This is a genomic window from Taklimakanibacter deserti (assembly GCA_003574785.1).
The window spans coordinates 18,885-39,634 of the sequence record QORU01000014.1 but is presented as its reverse complement, the minus strand read 5'-3'; the positions used below and the strand labels follow the sequence as shown (position 1 = coordinate 39,634).

The 20,750-nt window shown below is 60.1% G+C and carries 20 protein-coding genes; 13 read left to right on the top strand and 7 right to left on the bottom strand.

Annotation, left to right across the window (positions count from 1 at the left end; translation table 11 throughout):
- The first annotated feature begins 60 nt into the window (after window positions 1-60).
- From DS839_RS26560 to DS839_RS26510, 11 genes are all read left to right on the top strand, one after another.
- Complete coding sequence (locus tag DS839_RS26560) at window positions 61-1,560, top strand: sugar ABC transporter ATP-binding protein (protein WP_119273526.1); 1,500 nt, start codon at window positions 61-63, stop codon at window positions 1,558-1,560.
- Complete coding sequence (locus DS839_RS26555; protein WP_368911941.1) at window positions 1,557-2,519, top strand: ABC transporter permease; 963 nt, start codon at window positions 1,557-1,559, stop codon at window positions 2,517-2,519. The genes DS839_RS26560 and DS839_RS26555 overlap by 4 nt, the downstream gene beginning before the upstream one ends.
- Window positions 2,519-3,493 (top strand): ABC transporter permease, encoded by a 975-nt coding sequence (locus tag DS839_RS26550; RefSeq protein WP_119273525.1) that lies wholly within the window; start codon window positions 2,519-2,521, stop codon window positions 3,491-3,493. The genes DS839_RS26555 and DS839_RS26550 overlap by 1 nt, the downstream gene beginning before the upstream one ends.
- 25 nt (window positions 3,494-3,518) lie before the next feature.
- A complete protein-coding gene (locus DS839_RS26545) occupies window positions 3,519-4,286 on the top strand; it encodes an SDR family NAD(P)-dependent oxidoreductase (protein WP_119273524.1) in 768 nt (255 codons plus the stop codon).
- Window positions 4,287-4,300: 14 nt separating this feature from the next.
- Window positions 4,301-5,368: a 2,3-butanediol dehydrogenase gene (locus DS839_RS26540; RefSeq protein ID WP_119273523.1), complete on the top strand. Its 1,068-nt coding sequence runs from the start codon at window positions 4,301-4,303 to the stop codon at window positions 5,366-5,368.
- Window positions 5,369-5,414: 46 nt separating this feature from the next.
- Window positions 5,415-6,194 (top strand): SDR family NAD(P)-dependent oxidoreductase, encoded by a 780-nt coding sequence (locus DS839_RS26535; protein WP_162918821.1) that lies wholly within the window; start codon window positions 5,415-5,417, stop codon window positions 6,192-6,194.
- Between the two features lie 27 nt (window positions 6,195-6,221).
- Window positions 6,222-7,235, top strand: a complete 1,014-nt coding sequence (locus tag DS839_RS26530) for a Gfo/Idh/MocA family protein (protein WP_368911940.1) — start codon at window positions 6,222-6,224, stop codon at window positions 7,233-7,235.
- Window positions 7,236-7,260: 25 nt separating this feature from the next.
- Window positions 7,261-8,247 (top strand): zinc-dependent alcohol dehydrogenase, encoded by a 987-nt coding sequence (locus DS839_RS26525; RefSeq protein ID WP_119273520.1) that lies wholly within the window; start codon window positions 7,261-7,263, stop codon window positions 8,245-8,247.
- 31 nt (window positions 8,248-8,278) lie between these two features.
- Window positions 8,279-8,584 carry a putative quinol monooxygenase gene (locus DS839_RS26520; protein ID WP_119273684.1) on the top strand — a complete coding sequence of 102 codons (306 nt, stop codon included), beginning with the start codon at window positions 8,279-8,281 and terminating at the stop codon, window positions 8,582-8,584.
- A gap of 96 nt (window positions 8,585-8,680) precedes the next feature.
- Window positions 8,681-9,457: an SDR family NAD(P)-dependent oxidoreductase gene (locus DS839_RS26515; RefSeq protein ID WP_162918820.1), complete on the top strand. Its 777-nt coding sequence runs from the start codon at window positions 8,681-8,683 to the stop codon at window positions 9,455-9,457.
- 581 nt (window positions 9,458-10,038) lie between these two features.
- Window positions 10,039-10,743, top strand: coding sequence for a GntR family transcriptional regulator (locus tag DS839_RS26510; RefSeq protein WP_119273518.1), 705 nt, complete (start codon window positions 10,039-10,041; stop codon window positions 10,741-10,743).
- 15 nt (window positions 10,744-10,758) lie between these two features.
- Here DS839_RS26510 and DS839_RS26505 read toward each other — a convergent pair whose 3' ends face one another.
- The 6 genes from DS839_RS26505 to DS839_RS26480 form a co-directional block, all read right to left on the bottom strand.
- Complete coding sequence (locus DS839_RS26505) at window positions 10,759-11,781, bottom strand: ketopantoate reductase family protein (RefSeq protein ID WP_119273517.1); 1,023 nt, start codon at window positions 11,779-11,781, stop codon at window positions 10,759-10,761.
- A 39-nt stretch (window positions 11,782-11,820) separates the two neighbouring features.
- A complete protein-coding gene (locus DS839_RS26500; RefSeq protein WP_119273516.1) occupies window positions 11,821-12,807 on the bottom strand; it encodes an ABC transporter permease in 987 nt (328 codons plus the stop codon).
- Window positions 12,804-13,781, bottom strand: a complete 978-nt coding sequence (locus DS839_RS26495; RefSeq protein ID WP_368911939.1) for an ABC transporter permease — start codon at window positions 13,779-13,781, stop codon at window positions 12,804-12,806. Before DS839_RS26495 ends, DS839_RS26500 begins: the two co-directional genes overlap by 4 nt.
- The gene (locus DS839_RS26490; RefSeq protein ID WP_119273514.1) at window positions 13,778-15,304 is read right to left on the bottom strand and encodes a sugar ABC transporter ATP-binding protein; all 1,527 of its coding nucleotides are present in this window, start codon (window positions 15,302-15,304) and stop codon (window positions 13,778-13,780) included. The genes DS839_RS26495 and DS839_RS26490 overlap by 4 nt, the downstream gene beginning before the upstream one ends.
- Window positions 15,305-15,387: 83 nt before the next feature.
- Entirely contained in the window at window positions 15,388-16,533 is a 1,146-nt protein-coding gene (locus DS839_RS26485; RefSeq protein ID WP_162918819.1) for a substrate-binding domain-containing protein, read from the bottom strand.
- Between the two features lie 498 nt (window positions 16,534-17,031).
- Window positions 17,032-17,316 (bottom strand): YciI family protein, encoded by a 285-nt coding sequence (locus DS839_RS26480; RefSeq protein WP_119273512.1) that lies wholly within the window; start codon window positions 17,314-17,316, stop codon window positions 17,032-17,034.
- Between the two features lie 179 nt (window positions 17,317-17,495).
- Between DS839_RS26480 and DS839_RS26475 the strand changes: the two genes are divergently transcribed.
- Together DS839_RS26475 and DS839_RS26470 are read left to right on the top strand one after the other, a co-directional pair.
- The gene (locus tag DS839_RS26475) at window positions 17,496-18,590 is read left to right on the top strand and encodes a ketopantoate reductase family protein (protein WP_119273511.1); all 1,095 of its coding nucleotides are present in this window, start codon (window positions 17,496-17,498) and stop codon (window positions 18,588-18,590) included.
- Between the two features lie 63 nt (window positions 18,591-18,653).
- Window positions 18,654-18,935, top strand: coding sequence for a hypothetical protein (locus DS839_RS26470; RefSeq protein WP_162918818.1), 282 nt, complete (start codon window positions 18,654-18,656; stop codon window positions 18,933-18,935).
- A 12-nt stretch (window positions 18,936-18,947) separates the two neighbouring features.
- Here the strand turns inward: DS839_RS26470 and DS839_RS26465 are convergent, their stop codons facing one another.
- A complete protein-coding gene (locus tag DS839_RS26465; RefSeq protein ID WP_368911938.1) occupies window positions 18,948-20,747 on the bottom strand; it encodes a cobalamin-dependent protein in 1,800 nt (599 codons plus the stop codon).
- Between the last annotated feature and the right edge of the window lie 3 nt (window positions 20,748-20,750).

Here is a 20,750-nt window from a genome sequence, read left to right as displayed (position 1 = left end):
CTCTTGCGACCAGGGTGCCGAGAGCACAAGTCCCGGCACCCGTCATTACAGGATCACGGCATGCTGAAGCTGACGGGCATTTCCAAAGGCTTTACCGGCGTCCAGGCGTTGTCATCGATCAATTTCGACGTGCGCGCCGGGGAAATCCACGCGCTCATCGGCGAGAACGGCGCCGGCAAGTCGACGACGATCAAGATCATCGCCGGCGCCTTCAAGCCGGATGCCGGCCAGGTCGAGTTCGACGGCAAGGAAGTCCACTGGTCGCGCCCGGCCGATGCCAAGGCCGCCGGCATCCATGTCGTCTATCAGGAATTCGTCCTGTTTCCGCATCTGACCGTTGCTGAGAACATCTTTCTCGGCCATGAGCGGCGGGGTGCCTTCGGCCTGATCGATCATGCCAGGACCCGCAAGGATGCCGCCGCCTTGCTGCACAAGCTCGGTGTCGACATCGATCCGGACAAGCTCGTTTCCGAGCTCACGGTCGCCGACCAGCAGATGGTCGAGATATCGAAGGCCCTGGTCCACAAGGTCAAGCTGCTCATCCTCGACGAGCCGACAGCGGTGATCTCCGGCCGCGAGGCCGATCTCCTCTTCGCGCGGCTTTCCGCGCTGAAGGCCGAGGGCGTCGCCATCGTCTATGTCTCGCACCGCCTCGAGGAGATCTTCCAGATCGCCGACCGGGTGACCGTTTTCAAGGACGGCCAGCATGTGATCACCGCCGATATCGGCGGCGTCAACCGCAATCGCCTGATCTCCTATATGGTGGGCCGCGACTTGCGCGACATCTTCCCGGTCAAGCGCAAGGCTCCCCCATCCGACAAAATTGCCCTCAAGGCCCAGAATATCAGCGTGAATGGCCGGGTCCGCAACGCCGGCATCGAGCTTCGGGCTGGCGAGATCACCGCCCTTGCCGGCATGGTCGGCGCCGGGCGCACCGAGCTTGCCATGGGAATCTTCGGCGGCCTGCCGATCTCGTCGGGAAGCATCATGATCGAGGGTGAGCGCATGGACCGCATGACGCCAGCGCTTGCCATCAAGAAAGGCGTTGGCTTCGTCACTGAGGATCGCAAGAGACAGGGACTCGCGATGCAGCTCGACGTGGCCGCCAACATTTCAGCGGCCGATCTGTCGGCGGTGACCAGCCGAGGGCTGATCGACCGGCAGCGCGAGAACGACATCGCGCGCCAGGAGATCGACACCTATCGCATCGCCTGCCGCGGTCCTGCGACGCCGGTGGCGACCATGTCGGGCGGCAACCAGCAGAAGGTCGTCGTCGCGCGCTGGGCCCGCACCGGCGGCAAGGTGCTGATCCTGGACGAGCCGACCCGCGGCGTCGATGTCGGCGCCAAGACCGAGATCTACCGCATCATGCGGGCTCTCGCCGACAAGGGCATCGCCATCCTGATGATCAGCTCGGAGCTGCCTGAAGTCGTCGGCATGGCCGACAGGGTCGTCGTGATGCGCGAAGGCCTGATCAGCGGCGAACTGGAAGGGGCTGCCATTACCGAGGAAGCGATCCTGAGCCTGGCGACGCAGCATCCGACGCAGGAGGTGAAATGAGCACGCTCGTCTCGGCGGGCATGGCCCGCAGCATCCGCAAGAATCAGGGCGTCTTCATCGTCATCGCGCTGCTCGTCGCGCTGCTGGTGTTCGGCGCCGTGATATCGGACCGCTTCCGCACGACCAACAACGTGCTCAACATTCTCGAGCAGTCGACCGGGCTGGCGCTGGTCAGCCTCGGCCAGACGCTGACCATACTGACCGGCGGCATCGATCTGTCGGTCGGCTCGACGATCAGCCTCCTCAGCACCCTGACCTCGGGCCTCATCAACGGCGATGCCTCGATGATCGCACCGGTGATCTTCGGCATCCTGCTGCTCGGGCTCGTCATTGGCCTCATCAATGGCCTGCTGATCATCTGGCTCAAGGTCCATCCGCTGATCGTCACCCTCGGCACCGGCACGGTGCTGCAGGGCCTGGTGCTGCTCTATTCTCTGGGTCCAGCCGGCAAGGTGCCGAAGGGCTTCACATTCCTCGCCTATGGCAAATTCCTCGGGATCCCGCTCGGCGCGATCTTCGTCGTGGCCATTTTCGCGCTGGTCGGACTCTTCATCACCTACTTCCGGCTCGGACGCTACATTTACGCGGTCGGCGACGACGACGCGGGTGCGCGCCTGATGGGGCTTCCGCGGGCGAAGGTGATCCTCACCGTCTATGGGTTTTGCGGGTTCTGCTGCGCGCTGACGGCGATCTATCTCACCGCCCGTTTCGGCGTCGGCCAGCCCTATACCGGGCTCAATTACACCCTCACCTCGATCACCCCGGTCGTTGTCGGCGGCACGCTGCTCTCCGGCGGCAAGGGCGGCGTGCTCGGCACGCTGCTCGGTGTCTACCTGATCTCGCTGCTCAACAATGTGCTCAACTTCATGGACATATCGACCCATTACCAGCTGATCGCCCAGGGCCTCATCGTGATTGCCGCGGTGTCGATCTATGTCGAAAAGAGGAAGCGGATCTGATGGTCGACCTGTCGCACGCCAAGAGCGCGGAATTGACCGGCCCGGCGGCGGGAATCGTCGGCCGGCTGGCGCCCTATGCGCTGCCGATCTTCCTCGTCCTGCTGATCGTCGTTGCCGGCATCATCTCGCCGGCCTTCCTGTCGGCGAACAACATTTCCAACATGCTGCTGCAGGCAGCACCCCTCGGCATCGTCGTCATCGGCCAGGCTTTCGTCATCATCCTGCGCGGTCTCGACCTCTCGGTCTCCTCGGTGATGGCGACGGCGGCGGTCATCGCCACCGGCTTCTCGGGCCAGAATGCCGATGTCGCACCGATCCTGCTGATCGCCGTCGGAATCGGCGTCGTGACCGGGCTCGTCAACGGCCTCCTGGTGACCAAGCGCAGCGTGTCGCCGTTCCTGGCGACGCTGGCGACCATGATCGTGCTGCAGGGCATCCGCTTCGCCTACACGCAAGGCGCGCCCTCGGGCAATGTCCCCCCGTTCTTCCGCACGCTGGGTTCGGCAACCTGGAACGGCATCCCCTACAATCTGATGCTGCTCGTCGTTCTGGGCGTGATCTTCTGGATACTTCTGGCGAAGTCACGGTTCGGCCGGGAGGTCTATATCACCGGCGGCAATCCGACGACCGCCCGGCTGCTCGGCATCAATGCCGACCGGGTGACGATCATCGGCTACATCATCTCGGGCGGGCTGGCGGCCATCGCGGGCCTCGTGCTGTCGGGCTATGTCGGCATTGTCGACAACTGGGTCGGACGTGGCTTCGAGCTCGACTCGATCGTCGCAGCGGTGATGGGCGGCATTTCGCTGGCCGGCGGGCGTGGCGGCATCGTCGGCGGGCTGTTCGGCGCGGCGGTGCTCATCGTCGTGTTCAATGCGGTGCTGCTTTTCGGCCTTCCGGTGCAATTCCAGATCATCATCAAGGGCATCGTCATCGTGGCGGCCGCGGCCTTCTATGTCCGGCGCACGCAATAGCGGCATAAGGGAAAGTGAGTGACCCATGGGTAGGCTAGAGGACAAGGTTGCGATCGTCACCGGCGGCTCGCGTGGCATCGGCGGCGCGACCGCGCGCCGCTTCATCGAGGAAGGCGCCAGGGTCGCCATTTTCGACGTGCTGGTCGCTGATGGTGAAAAGCTTGCCAGGGAACTCTCGGCCGACGGCTCCCGGGCGATCTTCCTCAAGGTCGACATCACCAGCGAAGCCGAGGTCGAAGCCGCGGTCGCCAAGGTCGTGAAGAAATGGGGCACGGTCGACGTGCTGGTGAACAATGCCGCCATTCCCGGCGCCAATAAATTCGCGCATGAGTGCAGCGCCGACGACTGGGACAAGGTCTTCGCCATCAATGTCAAGGGCTCGTTCCTGTGCACCAAATATGCGGTGCGCCCGATGATGGCGCAAAAGTCGGGGTCGATCGTCAATTTCTCGTCGATCTACGCGCTGATCGGCAATGACGACATCCCGCCCTATCACGCCACCAAGGGCGCCGTGCTGGCGATGACCAAGACGGACGCCCTGTGCTATGCGCCGCATGGCATAAGGGTGAATGCCGTGCATCCGGGCTCGACCATGACCGAATTGTTCCTCAAGGCGGCGGATACCTATCCGAAGGGCCGGCAGGCCTATCTCGACATGATGAAGGAGAAGCACCCGCTGCGTCTCGGCGAACCGGTGGATGTGGCGAACTGCGTGCTCTTTCTCGCCTCCGAGGAAGCGCGCTTCGTCACCGGCGCCAGTCTGGTGATGGACGGCGGCTATACGGCGCAGTGAGCGGGAGCGGGAAGATGAAGGCGGTCAGGTTTCACGGCAAGAAGGACATAAGGGTCGAGGACGTGGCGGCGCCGACGGCGCGCCTTGGACCCAATGATGTCCTCATCCGGCCGAAAGTGAGCGGCATCTGCGGCACCGACCTGCATGAATATCTCGCCGGACCGATCGTCACGCCGGCAACGCCGCATGCCTATACCGGGGCGATCAACCCGCAGATCCTCGGCCACGAGTTCAGTGCCGTGGTGGAGGACACGGGCTCCGCGGTCACCAATGTCAGGCCGGGCGATCGCGTGTCGATCCAGCCGCTGATCTCGCCGCGCAACGATTATTATGGCCGGCGCGGCCTCTACCATCTCAGCCCGAAGATGGCTTGCATCGGACTCTCCTGGCAATGGGGCGGCATGGGGGAGAAGGCGATCGTCAACGACTATAATGTCGTGAAGGTCCCGGATGGCGTGTCCGACAGGCAGGCGGCGATGATCGAGCCGGCGGCGGTCGCCATCTACGGTACCGACCGTGGCGGCGTGACTTCGGGTTCGACCGTGCTCGTCTCCGGCGCCGGTCCGATCGGGGCGCTGACCGTGCTCGCCGCCAAGGCAGCGGGTGCCGCGACGATCTTCGTCAGCGAGCCCAATCCGAACCGACTTGCGAAGGCGGCCGAGATCGTTCCCGGCATCATACCGATCGATCCGGCCAAAGACGATCTCGAGACCATCATCAGGGACAATACGGAAGAAGGCGTCGGTGTCGACGTGGCGCTCGAATGCGTCGGGCTCGAGGCCAGCCTGAACGCTTGCGCCAAGGCGGTGCGCCGGCAAGGCAAGGTCGTCCAGACGGGCCTTCACATGAAGCTTGCGAGCATCGACGCCATGCTGTGGGCGCTGAAAGACATCACCGTCGAGGCGACATGGTGCTATCCGGTGCAGATCTGGCCGCGCATCATCCGCATGGTGGAGGCCGGCCTCCTGCCGCTTGAAAAGGTGATCACCGCCGAGATCGCCGCCGAGGATGTCGTCGACAAGGGTTTCGAGGCGCTGCTCGACAAAGCCGGCAAGCATCTGAAGATCCTGGTGGCCGTCTGAAGGGCGCCATGCAGATTCCTCAATTCCAGCTCGTGAAGGAGACATGATGACGAAGGACGCATTCTCGAATTACTCCCTTGCCGGAAAGACGGCGGTCATCACCGGCGCCGCCGGGGGTATCGGCGCCGCCATCACCGAGCGGCTTGGCAGCCTCGGCGCCACCATCGTGCTCGCCGATGCCGTGGACCGGGTTGCCGACGCGGCCAAGGAATGGGCCGACAAGGGCTTGAAGACCAAAGGGGTCAAGCTCGACGTCACCGATTCCAAGGCGGTCGAGAAAGCGGCCCAGCGCCTCAATGAGGAGTTCGGCGCCATCGACATCCTCGTGGCCAATGCCGGCATCGCCTATGAGAGCAATACCCAGGATCATTCCGATGACGACTGGCACCGGGTCATGAAGATCAACCTCGACGGGGTCTTCTTCTGCCTGCGCTCCTTCGGCAAGCGCATGGTGGAGCGCCAGCGCGGCGCGATCGTCGCCATCTCCTCGATCGCCGGCGTCAAGGCGGTGCGCCCGGAGCTTCATGCAGGATATGACGTATCGAAAGCCGGCGTGGCCCATCTCTGCCGCGTGGTGGGCGTCGAATGGGCGCCGTTCAACGTTCGCGTCAACGCCGTCGGCCCCGGCTACACCGAGACCGAGATGCTGAGGAAAGTTGGCATGGCGCAGCCTGCCGTGATGAAGGTGTGGCTCGATGACATCCCGACCCGGCGGCTGCTGCAGCCCTCGGAGATCGCCGCCACCATCGGCTTCCTGGTCTCCGACGCGGCCAGCGGCATCACCGGCCAGATCGTCATGACCGATCACGGCTATTCGACCGCCTAACCAACATAACCCTTGGAGAATGCGTAAGTGAGTATTGGATCTGGACCCGTCAGGGTCGCGATGGTGGGCCTCGGCTGGTGGGGACGCAAGATGGTCACCGTGCTGAAGGCGGCGGAGGCGCATCTCGACGTGGTGGTGGCGGTAGAGCCGGATCCGGCGGCGCGGGCATTCTGCGCCGAACATGATCTTGCACTCACCACCAGCTACGCGGAGGCGCTTGCGCGCGCCGATGTCGAGGCGGTGGTGCTGGCCACACCCCATTCACTGCACGAGGAGCAGATCGAGAAGGCGGTCGCTGCGGGCAAGCATGTGTTCTGCGAGAAGCCGCTCGCCATGACCAGGGCCGGCGCCGAAAGAGCCGTCGCATCATGCAGGAAAGCCGGGCTCACCCTCGGCATGGGTCATGAGCGACGCTTCGAGCCGCCGGTCGCTCAAATGCTCGAAGCCGCCGCCGGCGGCAAGCTTGGCCGCATCCTTCAGGTCGAGGCGAATTTCAGCCACGACAAGTTCCTCGCTCTCGACAAATCGAACTGGCGCCTCAACGCCAAGCAGGCGCCCGCCGCCGGCATGACCGCCACCGGCATCCACCTCACCGATCTGTCGGTGAAACTGCTGGGCCCCGCGCAAGACGTGCGCGTGGCGTGCGAGAATCTCGCTTCGGAATTTCCGCAAGGCGATACATTGTCGGCCCATATCCGCTTCAAGGATGGCGGCACGGCCTATGTGTCGGCGACATTGGTGACGCCGTTCGTGTCGCGCTTCGCGGCCTTCGGCACCAAGGGCTGGATCGAGATCCGCGACAAGGCCCATGTCGAGGCGCCGGACGGCTGGGTCGTCACCAGTGCCTGGACCGGCACGCCGATCACGGTGCGCGAGGTCCCCCCGGCCGAGCCCGTGCGCGACAATCTCGTGGCCTTCGCCAAGGCCGTCCGTGGCGGCGACAGCTATCCGATATCCGGCGACGACATGATCAACAATATCGCCCTCCTGGAAGCTATCGTGGCCTCGGCCAGGACGGGCCAGGTGGTATCCGTCGCCTGAATGAAAGCAAGGAAAGGATGTGAGGATGCGCGCGCTCATTTTCGAAACCCCCGACAAGCCCATCATCGTCGACAAGCCCATGCCGGAGATCGCCGATACCGAGGTCCTGGTGAAGACCAGGGCCGTGGGCATATGCCATTCGGACTATGAGCTGCTCGCCGGGCGCTACATCATCCCCATCTCCTATCCGGTGACCCCTGGTCATGAGTGGGCGGGCGAGATCGTCGAGGTTGGCCGGCAGGTACGGGACTACAGGGTCGGCGACCGCGTGGTCGGCGAATGCGTGGTCCGCACGCCCGAGCGCCTGCATCATTTCGGCTTCTCGATGGACGGCGCCGATCGCGAATATTTCGGGGTCAATCCGGAATGGCTGCACAAGCTGCCGGAAGGCATCGACGACAAGCGCGCCTCCCTCATCGAGCCTTTCACCTGCGGCTTCTATGCGGTGCTGCGGTCGGGCGGCACCAATGCCAGCGAGACCGTGGTGGTCTCGGGTGGCGGCACGATCGGTCTCGTTTCGGCGGCCGCGGCCATCGGCATGGGCGCCCGTGTCATCGTCGTCGATCCGTTGAAGTCGCGCCGCGACGTCGCGCTGAAGCTCGGCGCGGCCGAGGTGGTTGACGCGTCCGAGGATCCAATCTCGAGGGTCAAGGAGCTTACCCAAGGCAATGGCGCCGACCTCGTCATCGAGGCCTCGGGGCACGACGCCTCGCTTGCCAATGTCTTTGAATTCGCGCGGCAGGACGGGCGCGTCTCCATGGTCGGTATCAATATCGGTAGGAAGATCCCGGTCGAGCTCGGCAAGATCCAGATGAGGAACCTGGTGGTGAAGGGATGCATCGGCTCGCCCGGTGTATGGCCGGCCGCCATCCGGTTCCTCGAGCGCACCGGTATCGACCTATCGCCGATCCAGACCCACAGTTTCGCGCTCGAGAATGCGGTCGAGGCCTTCGAGCTCGGCAAGGATGCGAAGAAGGCGATCAAGATCACCCTCACCAGCGGCGGCAACTGAGACATCAACGGACCACAATGGAGGAATGCTGATGGCCAAGCAGCTGACCGTTATCGCCCATCTGGTGGCGAAGCCGGGCAAGATTGAAGACACCAGGACGTTCCTGCTGTCGCTGATCACCAAGACGCGCGCCGAGCCGGGCTGCGTCGACTATGACCTGCATCAGGACGATGCCAATCCGGCCGAGTTCACCTTCTATGAGAACTGGACGAGCCGGGCGGAGTGGGACAAGCATATGGAGATGCCCTATCTCAAGGAGTTTGCAGCCCGGAAGAGCGAGCTCTTCGCGGTGGAGCCGCATATTCGCCTGATGACGATGATCTCCAAGCGGGCCTGATCCGCACCGCTGCTTCTCTCAATATGACAATAGTCGGTTTTGCATCGATCGCCCGAGGATGTCGAAATGTCGGTTCGATGTTGAATGGAGATGATCATGGAGCTTGCAGGAAAGACAGCCGTCGTAACAGGTGCCGGCCGCGGCATCGGGACGGGTATTGCCACCGTACTCGCCATGCATGGCGCCGATCTGGTGCTCACCGACCGCGAGACCACAGGTGCGGAGGAAGCGGCGGAGAAGATCCGCAAGTCCGGCCGCAAGGTGTTGGTCCTTCAGCACGATGTCACCTCCTGGCCGTCAAGCCAGGCCGTCGCCGAGACGGCGCTGGAGCAGTTCGGCAAGGTCGATATTCTCGTCACCAATGCCGGCGTGTCGAAGAGCGTGCCTTTTGCGGAGCTGACTGCCGAAGAATGGGACCGCGTCAATGATGTCAACGCCAAGGGCGTCTTCCTGTCCTGTCGCGCCTTCGTGCCGCATATGATCGAGCGCAAATACGGCAAGATCGTCAATATCTCCTCGATGGTCGGCAAGGAGGCCATTCCCTACTTTGCCCATTATTGCGCGTCGAAATTCGCGGTGATCGGCCTGACCGAATCGATGGCCAAGGAGCTCGCACCGCACAACATCAACGTCAATGCCGTTTGCCCTGGCGTGGTGCGCACACCTTTGTGGGACCCGCTGCTGCAGCAGCTCTCGGTCAACAAGAATATTTCGCAGGACCAAGCGTGGGCGGAATTCGTCGACGGCATTCCGTTCAGGCGCCCGCAATCGCCCGAGGACATCGGCGAGGCGGTGGCGTTCCTCGCCTCCGACCGGGCCCGCAACATCACGGCCAGCGCGGCCAATGTCTCCGGCGGCCAAATGATCTGGTGAGCCGACCGCTGAGTGCTAGGTTTGTGCGAGACGTGTGATGTGCATGTACGGATGAGTGCCGTGCCCGATAGCCGATGTCTTCACGCATAGCGTCTACGGCATCGTCACCGGCGCGGGTGTTATAGGTCTCGCCGTCGCGAGAGTCGTGGCGCGCGACCGATCGTCAATTTTGCTCGAGACAGAGAGCCCAGGCCTCACTTCGAGCCTGGCATGTCTGCCGCTTAGCGGCTGTGGTGTGAGGACCAAGCCGCCCAGCCGCGCTCAAAGCCGGTGCAAGTAGGCCGAGCGTGTCCAAGCTCGGCCGGCAGTTGGCCCCTCGACCTAACCCTTTGTTTTAATGCACTTATCCTCAGCATTTTGCCATGCAAGCTCGGTCTTCCAAAAAATTGGCAGGCCGATGAGGTATCGGTCAATTTTCTATTTTTTAAATGACCTGGTTAGAAATTCGACAATTCTAAAGGATTTTTGATTCCTGTCGATTTCGTTTCGAATTTATGCCAGAAGTGATATCAAACGTCGTTCCGGGGGGCTGACAACACATCTCGATTGCCAGTGTAATTCGTCAAACGGGAGATAGAAAGTTGGTACGCATTGGCAAAACAGGCCTTACGCTCGGCAGCTCAGCCTATGAGGCAATCCGGTTCGACATCATCGAAGGAAACGTTCAGCCTGGATCAAAGCTGCAATTTGATGCGCTTAGAGAGCGTTACGGCATTGGGATCAGTCCCATCCGCGAAGCCCTTAGCCGGTTGCAGTCCGAAAGATGGGTCGACCGTGAGGAACAAAGGGGCTACCGCGTCGCTGAAGTGAGCAAGGACGAGTTGCTCGAACTGGTAAAGACGCGGATTCTCATCGAAGGCCTCGCCGTGAGAGAGGCCTTGATCCGCAGCGACGCAAAGGCCGAGGAAGATTTGGTCCTGGCATTTCACCGTCTGAGCAAGGCTCACCGTCTCGATTCCACCGGCGGACGCAACCCTGAATGGGAGAAATTGCACCGGCAATTTCACCTTGCGCTTGTCTCTGGCTGCGAAATGAAATGGATCAAACAGTTCTGCCATCAGTTGTTTGACGTCGCCGAGCGCTATCGGCTGTTGTCGGTTGCTGCAAATCCCGAACGGCGGGAACTTGAAGAACACCGCGCCATACTTGACGCCTACATCGAAGGCGACGCCGACAAAGTGCGGGAATGCCTGCAAAATCACTATCAAACCACCGTCAACTATGTCCTCCAACACAAGGCTGAACTCACTGCGTCAGTGGTGAAGAACGAGTCCGCGGAAACTTGACAGGTCAATCCGACGTCAAAGAGATTGGACCAACTTCTGGAGGTTTTCGAAGCCCGGCCTTAACCGGCCCTTTTCGATCTGATGCGCAAGATCGGTGATGGCTTCGTTGACAGGCGCGGATCTGCCGAGGCGCTTGGCCGTTTTCGCCACGAGACCATTGAGATCGTCGACCTCGCTGTGACGTCCCTTCACCCAGTCCTGCAAGACAGTCGTCTTGGTGCTTGGCAGAGTAAATCCCGACAGGAGGGTGTCAAGAAGAGTATCGACCAAACGGTTGGTCTGGTGGATGTTGTCCGGCTTCAAGCCAAAGATTGGAAGGGCGGGATGCCCGATCGCCTCGCCCACATCAAGCGCCTCTTGCCCGGCATGCACCATGAGTGCCCGCATTTCCGGAATTGCGGCCGCCTCGTGAATCGACAAGCCAAGTATCGCCGTGGAGACGAGTGTCGTCGCGTTGCTCACAAGCTTCATCCATTTCGTCGCCTGAATGTTGTCAACAACATCAACCGCGCCGGAGCAACGGAGCAGTTCGGCCACCTCGTTCTCACGTCCCCTAGCGCCCGAACTCAGGCTTCCGACGGCAAACCAGGAGCGCTCATGAGGCGAATCCCGGGTAACAATCCCTGGACTCATCATTGCCGAGGAAATCTCGAGGACACTCCCCATCGTACGGTCCGGACCAACGACCTCGGCAATCGTGTCGGCCGTCATTCCGTTCTGAACACCGACAAGCAGTCCGTCCGCTTTCAGATGGGGTTCAATCAGATGGGCCCCCCAACGCGCGTCATACGCCTTGAGAACCATGAGGACGATGTCAAACGGCTCCGTGAGGGTGCACACATCGCACAGATTGTAGGCCCTGACGGGAGTGACCACAGTCCGGCCGGGCATTTCCACACGCACGCCATTCTTCCGCATGGCCGCCACGTTCTCGGGCCATTGGTCTATCAGCGTCACATCATGACCCGCATTCGTCAGATCTGCGCCGATCGAGGCACCATTCGCGCCTGTCCCCAACACCGCAATTCGCTTTGTCATGTCTGGCTCACAATTTCCATGGTCACTCGGGCACAAGGATCACGCGACGCGTCGATTGCCATCCGCGATGTACAGGGCGGACGCGGCGATAACGATAATGCCTTTCAGGATCATCTGGACCTGCACCGGCAAACCGAGAAGGATGACCGCATTGAACATGACAATGAGGATGAAAACACCCAATAGAGCCCCGAGGACGTTGCCGCGGCCACCACTGATGGCAACTCCACCCATGACAGCTGCAACAATAGAGTCGAGGTCATACCCCTTTCCCGTCCATTGATCGACTTGGCCGACGTATCCAACAAGGCACAAGCCGGCAATAGCGGCGACCATCGAGCTAATCACATAGCAGCTGATGATGACGGCATCCGTCCGGATCCCCACAAGCATCGCTCCGCGCGGATTGCCGCCAACAAGATAGATCTTCCTACCGAAGCGAGTGAAATGAAGCACAAAACCAAGTAGCAAGGTCAGTGCGATCAGGATCAGCAGGTTCACGGGCAGGCCGAGGAACCGGCCTTGGCCAATCACAGCAAATCCATTGGGCAACGTGCTTCCGCTCGAGCCTTCCGTGTAGAGGAAGCGAATTCCCTGCAAAACAATAGTTGTCGCGAGAGTCGCCAGGAATGGTGAAACGCCACGCTTTGCGACGAGAACGCCGTTAGCGAGACCGACGACCAGTCCCAGCGTCAGAGCGGCCGCAAAAATGACCGGCATCATTGAGTTGTCAGTTGCGGCGAAACTGGTTGCAAGCACCGCCGATGTTGCCATGACAGACGCAACCGACAAATCGAGGCCGCGAACGAGAAGGCAGAAGACCTGACCGACGACTACCATCCCCAACGGCGCTGCCTGCGTGAGTATATTCAGAAGATTCTCCGGCTTGAGGAAGGCCGGTGACAGTATGGATACCACCGCGATATTGAGCGCCAGAAATGCCGCCAGACCGTAGTCACGCAGCAGCGACTTCATCGACAACGATCGGCGTTGGAATGCATCAGACGAGCGTTCCTGACCATTCATGTCTTCTTGCCTCGCTCAGTGTTGATCGCAACCGCCGTAATGATGATCAGACCCTGGATGATCCACTGATAGAAGGTTGAAACATCAAGGAAGTTCAGCAGATTATTCAACAGAGAGATCAAATAGACTCCCAGCAATGTTCCAAGCACGCCGCCGCGGCCGCCAGCCAGAATGGTTCCGCCGACAACTACTGGCGTGATGGATGCGAGTTCAAACCCCTCGCCACGCCAGGGATCGCCTCCTCCCATCCGGCTTACTAGATAGACGCCGGTGAATGCCGCCAATGCTCCAGACAGGCTGTAAGTGATGGCAAGCGTCCGGGCGACTGAAATACCGAGCAGGTGTGCACCGCGTGGGTCGCCTCCGACTGCGAAAATCGCGTTTCCAGTCCTCGTCAGGTGAAGAAAGATTGCAGCCAGCACAAACAGACCCAGCATCAAAAGACCGCCAATGGACACCCCAAGCACCCGTCCATAGGCGAGAGCCTGAAATTCCGGGGTCACCTTGCCCGCGGGCGCTAGTGAATACAGCAGTGTAACGCCCTGCAGTATTGAAGCCATTCCCAGCGTCACAATCAGCGGATGGATCCTGAGGTAATGGGTCAAAAGCCCATTGATGTAGCCGATGGCTGCACCCAATGCGATCACGCCGATCACGACAGGCAAGACGCGCTGCGGCTCACCGTTGATCAGACCGGATGTGAGATTGGAAGTCAGGGAGATCATCGCGCCAACCGACAGGTCGATACCGCCGGTCAGCACGACGAGGGTTTGACCCAGACTCACAATGCCTAGGCTCGTGGCTTGCTGAAAGACATTGAAGAAGTTCCTCGAGGTCGCGAAGCGGTCACTCAATGCGGTGCCCGTCACAAGAAGAAGAAGCAGGAGCGTCACTACGACCATGAGTGATAGCGGCACGCGTCTGATCCACCAGCTCCATGAGCGGGATTGAGTGACTGCGGTCTCTGTGGTCACGCGGCAGCCTCATGGATTGTGTCACTGCGATTTGAAGCAACAGCCAATTCCAAGACGTGCTCCTCGGTGATCTGGTCCCCTTCCAATTCTCCGGTCTTGCGGCCCTCGGAGATGACAACCACCCGGTCACAAAGCCCGATGATTTCCGGGAGTTCTGAACTGATGACAAGAATCGCCATGCCGCGGTCCGCGAGCTGCCGGATGATCTTGTAAATCTCAATCTTGGCGCCGATGTCGACGCCTCTGGTGGGTTCGTCCAGGATAAGCGCGGTGCCGCTCGATGTTACCCAGCGGCCCAGCAAAACCTTCTGCTGATTGCCTCCAGAGAGATTTGCCACGGCGGCGCCCGCGCCTGTCGCCGCGATGGCATAGGTCGAAATCTGCTCTTCCGCCAACTTCGCCTCAGCCGTCTTGCTTAGGCGCAGCGCGGTCCCGATTTTGCTTAGAATCGGCGCGGAAATGTTGACTGCAATGTTCAACAGCATAAAAAGGCCTTCTTCCTTGCGGTTCTCCGTAAGAAAGCCAATTCCATGGTCTATTGAATGCCGTGGGGAAACTCTCGTCAGAGTGACACCACCTTGCACCACGCGACCGCGATCGAGCGGCAAGCTGCCGAAAATGGCATGGGCAATTTCTGTCCGACCCGAGCCAACCATGCCGGCAAGACCGACAATTTCACCTTTCCACACTTGGAGGCTCACGCCTTTGACCCTGGATCCGGACCAGATGTCATATGCTGCGAGCACCGGCTCGCCAACCGGCTTGGCCTTTGCCTTGGACGGAAAAACATCCGCCAACGGCCTGCCTATCATCATTGAAACGAGCTTGCTTGGGCTCAATCTATTCACTGGCAAGGTGCCGATGAGTTTGCCGTCCTTGAGGACGGTTGCCGAATCCGCGATCGTGAACACTTCATCGAGGCGATGTGAAATGAACACTATCGCAACGCCGCGCCTCTTGAGCTTGGCGATCAACCCAAACAGTATTTCAACTTCGTGTCCTCCGAGGACGGCCGTAGGCTCGTCGAAGATAATGAGCTTTGCGTTTGAATTGAGCGCCCGTGCGATTTCGACCATCTGCTGGCTTGCGACGGTCAGATCCTTCACTTTCTCATCGGGATCGATCGTAGAGCCAAGCTCGTTCAGGATTTTCCTTGCGCGGCGGCGCATTTCCCTCCGATCGATCAGTCCGATTCTGGTCTTTGGCTGATCATTGACGAAGATATTCTGCGCGACACTCATCTCAGGGAACTGAATCAACTCTTGATAGATGACGTGAACGCCGGCCGCTTTCGCCGCATGTGGCGAATCCCAATTGGCGCTATGCCCGTCAAACGACAACTCCCCCTCATCAGCGCGATAGGCACCGGCAATGATCTTGATCAGAGTGGACTTCCCGGCGCCATTTTCGCCTACGAGAGCCCGCACCTCGCCCTCCATAACCTCAAAATCCACGTGATCGAGAGAGCGAACGCCAGGAAAGCTCTTTGATACTCCGGTGGCAGTTACGATGGCACGCATCATCCAGGGGCCGGTGCGCTAAAAGGCGTTGAGACGATCGCCGGGACACCGAGGGAGCGACGGTGTCCCCGACGGTCAGTTGCGGCTTACTTCGGGTAGTCGGCCGAGAATGTCTGAGGATCGTAGTCCGGCCCCAAACCCGACGACAGGATCAAGTCGTTCGGCTTGTCCATTCGGACATAATCCTCGGCCCAGCGATCGGCCTTGATCGAAGCCGTCTCGTCACCCTTCGATACGACGACATCAGAGTTCACGAAGTAGAGTTTCGGAACGGCCGCTCCCGACAGCACCTGCAATGCCAGCTCGACGGCAGCGCCGCCCATTGCTGGGGGATAGTCGAAATTCAGCACGGGCACCTTGTTTTCGAGCGCGATCTTCAGGCAACCATTGAGATCGGCGCAAGTCACGGGCGGGATTTCGCCGGGCTTGTATCCGGCCGCCACAAATGCCTCCAGCGAGCCGCCGCCCTGGACACCCGAGTCGTTCCAGATTCCGTTGATGTCCTTTCCAAACTTCTGGATCATCGCCGATACGATCGACTTCGCTTTTGCCGGACTCCAATCCGTATATTGCAGGTCCAGTATCTTGATGCCGGGGTACTGGGCGAAGATCGACTTTGCCGCCGCGATGCGAAGTTCCGCCGGACTAGCGCCCGCTTGGCCTGGCAGCATGATGACATTGCCTTTTCCATTCAGCTTTTCGACCAGCCATTGCGCAAAGAGACGGCCGGTCACTTCATCCGATGCCGTGACGAAGCTTACGAAGTTTTCTGACGTCACGCGGCGATCGACCATGATGACGGGAACGCCGTCATTCATGGCCTGGGTCACGATGGGGTCAAGCGCATCGGCCTTGGAGGCGCTGATCAACAAGATGTCAACACCACGTTGCAATAAGTCTTCAACGTCCGAAACCTGTTTCGAAGGATTGTTGTTGGCGTCCGTGATGATCAGCTGCTTGATCTTGTCTTTATGCTTGGCCGCCGCTGCCTGAATGGCGTGCAGCTGCGCAAGCCGCCACGTGTTGTCCACGGATGCGTTTGAAAAGCCGATGACGTACGGCCCTTCCTTCTGGTATTTAGACGTGTCGCTATACTGCAGCTGGACAGGCGACCACAGTTCCGTGCGGGGGGCGCCCGTGTATCCGTTTCTCTGTTCCTGGGCTTCCGCCGTCGAGATCGCGAACATCCCGGCCACCGCCAGCGTTGCTGACAAAAGAGAGCGTCTGAGCATTCCGTTGTTCCTCCCTATGTAACTTTCAAAATGGCGCGATGACCGGAGCATCGCGGCGAGAGATGAGTTGAAGAGGCGCATCAGGCTTGTGTGGAGACGGCTGAACAAGCGTCTCAACTCGGTTCAGTGCGCTTCGGCCGCAATTCCCTTTGCCTCCTCAACGGCGTTGCCGCGTGGCCAGCAAAAAACTGGCGGACGCTCACTCTCCTGCACAGCCCAACGAGGGCACTGTCCCAAGTCGGAGCTTGAGCTTGGTTCCAAATTATTCGCTCTGTCAAGATATTTTCGATATTAATCCATAAATCTTATTATTTTCGTTTTGAGAATATAACTGCGACTAGGATTCCATCACGTCGACTGGCCTGAATTGTGTAAGCGAAAAGGCTCAGATCAGGCTGAAGCGCCACCGAGGTCCGAAAAACAAAGCGGTTTTCAAGTAGTCCGATGCGCCGACGAGAGCGCCGGGGCGATGCCAACTAAAGGTGGGTTTTCTTGAGATCAGCGGTTGTCGACACGCTTGAGAAAAGGGTGGATTGAAATGCGACTCCACAAGCCGGCCTTGAAAAACGGATCATTACGGTTGAGCGTTTCGACCTCTGTCACACTTGCGGCCTCCACAAGAAAGCAGCTGCCGACCGGTGTTTCATTGTCTTCCGCCAGCAGCGGACCTGAAATCACGACCTTGACCGGCGATGCTGCGATATAGGTCTTGTGGGCTTCGAGGTGATCGCGCCGTGTGGCGGCAGCCCCGGGCTTGTCGATGCAGTGTATGATGAAATGCATGCTTAAAACCCCTCATTCACAAGAATCTACATCCGAGATTTTAATTTGCGAAGAAGAAGTTTCGATAATTTAATTGACATCATCATATTTTGGAAAGAAATTCATCCTTTCGAATGGCTGTGTGCAACGTCCTCGATTGATCTCAGCCTGTGGGTGAACACGAAATACGGACCTCATCAATGAGCTGGGATAAAGGCCGCAGTCCCCGGATTGCATTTCTAGGAACCGGAGCCCAGGGCGCTTCCATTGCGGCCGACTTTGCGTTGGCAGGCCTGAACGTCACCTTTATCGATCAATGGCCCGACCACATCGAAGCCATTCGCCAGAAGGGCATTACCGTCAATTTGCCCGCCCGAACGATCAACGTTGCCGTTCCTGCCTTCCATCTCTGCCAGGTAGCTGAAATTAAAGAACCATTCGATGTCGTCTTTCTTGTCGTGAAAGCATACGACACGCGCTGGGCGTGCGAGCTGATCAAGCCGGTTCTTGCTGCGGACGGTTTGATCGTTGGCCTTCAAAACGGCATGACGCATGAAGACATTGCGGAAATTGTGGGCCGTGAACGCACGATTGCCGCCGTCATCGAAATCGCGTCCAACATGTGGGTTCCCGGCGTGACAAACCGTCAGAATGACCATGATGAGTCATGGTTTGCCCTCGGTGCGCTTGATCCCAAGATGCAAGGCCGCGTGGAATCCGTTGCCACCCTGCTTCGGAACGCGGGGCGCGTGGAAGTTATGGAGGACATCCGCTCTGCGAAGTGGATGAAACTCGTCGTCAATGCTGCGGAACTCATTCCATCCGCGATCGTCAACCTGCCGCTCGGTGACGCCGCCCGCCTCCCCGAAATGCTGGGGGTCATGCGGGCAGCGGGTTACGAAGCCATGCAAGCAGCGCTCGATGACGGGGCAAAGATTATTCCGATCATCGGGCTGCCGCCAGTGACCACCAATCACCCAGATCGCTATGTCGATCAGATCTTCGAGGAGGTGCTCAAGACCTTTTCGAGGCCAGACACGCTCACCACGTCACTCCAGGATTGGCGCAAGGGACGGCGTGCGGAAGTCCAGGAAGTCAATGGCTGGGTCGTCGACATGCTTCGCAGTCACGGCCGGTCCGCGCCCATCAACGAGCGCGTCGTGGAACTCGCCCTTGAAATTGAGAGCGGCAAACGCGAAGCCCACGTTGACAATTCAAAACTCCTGATTGAGACCTTACGGGAGTTCGTCGAGCACCGTGATGGCCACCAGGAACTTGGGAAGCTCCAGAATTGAGTTGCGGTGGCAACTCAGCCCCCTGTGAGCGAAACCCTTATGCGGGCCCAGGAGGCCCTTGAATTGGCAATCCAGAGGCAAGCCTTGGTGAATTATGCGGCGGGAAATCTGGTTCGATTGTCTGTTAAAACAGGTTCAGTCGACAAGGTGAACGAGGCGTTGGATGCCCTCGTCGACTCTACCGAAGCGCCGCGCAAGGGAGACTGCGTGTTGGATACCGACTGGTGTGATGAGGCAGAGGCGCTTGGCGCCGATAGGGAGATGATATCCTGGATCAGGTCGGTCGCCGAGACACAAATGGAGCACACGCGCAGGCTTGCGCCCAAATCGCAAGCCAAAACATGAGATTTGGGAATATCAGATCGGGTGATGTGTGCCCCGGCGATTGCTGCCGGACTCTGTAGCTGCTGTTGCTACTTTACTTCCAAGCGCGGACAGCACGGGGACAATGTCATCGAGCGTAGTGCAAGGATGGCATCCGAGCTTCTGAAGATCCGCCGTGACATCGACCGGAAGACCTGAATTCGAATCATCCGGAACCTGGTTGAGGCGGCCGCCGACGACAATCGGAATTTTGAGATTGCGCGACGCGAGCTGGTCCATCACTTCGCGGCAGAAGCGCAGCGCCACTCCATTATAGGTGCTGATGGCGATGAAATCGGCGCCACTCTCGACGGCCTTGGCGACCAACCTATCGGCATCGACCGAGACGCCGCCATCCACCAGCGCGATATCGAGACCGGAAAGCGCCTTCTCGACCAGATATTTGCCATGCTCATGCACGTCACTGGTGGCGACACAGGCTTTGAGCCCCTTGGGCAGTACCGGTGCCAGGCCGGGCTTGGTCGCGACGATCCATCGTTTCGCTGTTTCGTCAAGCTCGCGCGCCCATTCGGCGAGGACCAGGGGCTTCCTCTGGCCGCCATCGCGCGCCACGCCACCGGGACCGAATAGGTCCTCGAGCCGCTTCGGTCCCATGCGGCGGATCGCCAGCAGTAGCTGGGCCGCATCGGTCGTATCGACGCCGAGATCGCCGAGTCCTTTAAGGACATTCCCGGCGAAACGGCGCCCGTTCCGCACCAGTTCATCCGCCATAGCCTCGACTTTCGGCCACTCGACCAGCGTCTCATGGAAAGGCGCATGTTCCCTGAGCCTTGACGCGAAAGTCTGGGCGTCGATGATCTCGTCGATATCGGGAATGCGGCTGTTCTCGGTCACTGGCACCGGATTGACGGCATGCCCCGTCGGCCAGCGCCGCAGCGCCATGATGTCGGCAAGGAGGTAGTTGGCGAGGCTGGCATAATTGCCGGCAGGCGAGGACTGATAGCTCACCGTATTGCCGAAGATCATCGTGCCTGGCGTGTCGGTAACCTGATGGAGGGCCGAATGAAAAGCCATGCGCGACAGCGGATCGGAGAAATGATGGCCATAGCAATGGCCGAGCCTGGCGCCCGCCAGTTCCTCGATGATGTACTTTTCGACGATCACCATGCCGAGGCTGCAGCACATGTCGAGGAAAAGCCCGGCAAAGCCGTCATCGAGATTGGAATGGACGAGGATTTCGGCATCCTGCGCCGCGATGAGGCCCAGCGCCTTCACCGTCGCGACCGTCGTCGCCACCTCATCGTCCCAATGCGGCAGGCGGAAGGTGAAATACTGGCCGAGATTGCCGATCGAGGTTGCGCCTGCGCGCAAGGCGGCTTGCGTGTTCTCGAGCGCGCCCGGCAGCCCGATCATGAAGTCGCCGAAATGCGCCGCCGCCGGCGACGCTTCGGTGATGCGCACGAAGTCTTCAGGGCCGGTGAGCACGATGCCCGTGCCACGCGGCGCCGATTTGCGCATAGCCTCAGGATAGCCCATCGACCAGTCAAGCGTGATGCCGAAGCGGTCGACGGTGACCCCGGCAGCGGCGCATTTCTCATGCACCTCGGCAATGGCGCCGAGGGTACGCTCGACATTGCGGAAGCCGATATGTGCATGCTGGGTGACACGCCGCTCCATGGCCGCGGCGCGCTTGCCGGCTGCTTCGGATGGATAGCCGGTCTCGCGCATGTAACGGCTGGCGCCGAGACGGCAGCTTTGGGCCAGATCGCGGCCCGCCGCGAGAAGCTCCCGGCCGGACGGCAACGATGGGGCGATGAGGTTTATCCGCGTCATTTC

Coding starts and splice junctions, on each gene's coding strand:
- DS839_RS26500 (WP_119273516.1), bottom strand. CDS start 12,807: ATGAATGGTCAGGAACGCTCGTCTGATGCATTCCAACGCCGATCGTTG.
- DS839_RS26480 (WP_119273512.1), bottom strand. CDS start 17,316: ATGCATTTCATCATACACTGCATCGACAAGCCCGGGGCTGCCGCCACA.
- DS839_RS26535 (WP_162918821.1), top strand. CDS start 5,415: ATGACGAAGGACGCATTCTCGAATTACTCCCTTGCCGGAAAGACGGCG.
- DS839_RS26475 (WP_119273511.1), top strand. CDS start 17,496: ATGAGCTGGGATAAAGGCCGCAGTCCCCGGATTGCATTTCTAGGAACC.
- DS839_RS26515 (WP_162918820.1), top strand. CDS start 8,681: ATGGAGCTTGCAGGAAAGACAGCCGTCGTAACAGGTGCCGGCCGCGGC.
- DS839_RS26525 (WP_119273520.1), top strand. CDS start 7,261: ATGCGCGCGCTCATTTTCGAAACCCCCGACAAGCCCATCATCGTCGAC.
- DS839_RS26520 (WP_119273684.1), top strand. CDS start 8,279: ATGGCCAAGCAGCTGACCGTTATCGCCCATCTGGTGGCGAAGCCGGGC.
- DS839_RS26545 (WP_119273524.1), top strand. CDS start 3,519: ATGGGTAGGCTAGAGGACAAGGTTGCGATCGTCACCGGCGGCTCGCGT.
- DS839_RS26560 (WP_119273526.1), top strand. CDS start 61: ATGCTGAAGCTGACGGGCATTTCCAAAGGCTTTACCGGCGTCCAGGCG.
- DS839_RS26490 (WP_119273514.1), bottom strand. CDS start 15,304: ATGATGCGTGCCATCGTAACTGCCACCGGAGTATCAAAGAGCTTTCCT.
- DS839_RS26540 (WP_119273523.1), top strand. CDS start 4,301: ATGAAGGCGGTCAGGTTTCACGGCAAGAAGGACATAAGGGTCGAGGAC.
- DS839_RS26555 (WP_368911941.1), top strand. CDS start 1,557: ATGAGCACGCTCGTCTCGGCGGGCATGGCCCGCAGCATCCGCAAGAAT.
- DS839_RS26465 (WP_368911938.1), bottom strand. CDS start 20,747: ATGACGCGGATAAACCTCATCGCCCCATCGTTGCCGTCCGGCCGGGAG.
- DS839_RS26505 (WP_119273517.1), bottom strand. CDS start 11,781: ATGACAAAGCGAATTGCGGTGTTGGGGACAGGCGCGAATGGTGCCTCG.
- DS839_RS26485 (WP_162918819.1), bottom strand. CDS start 16,533: ATGCTCAGACGCTCTCTTTTGTCAGCAACGCTGGCGGTGGCCGGGATG.
- DS839_RS26550 (WP_119273525.1), top strand. CDS start 2,519: ATGGTCGACCTGTCGCACGCCAAGAGCGCGGAATTGACCGGCCCGGCG.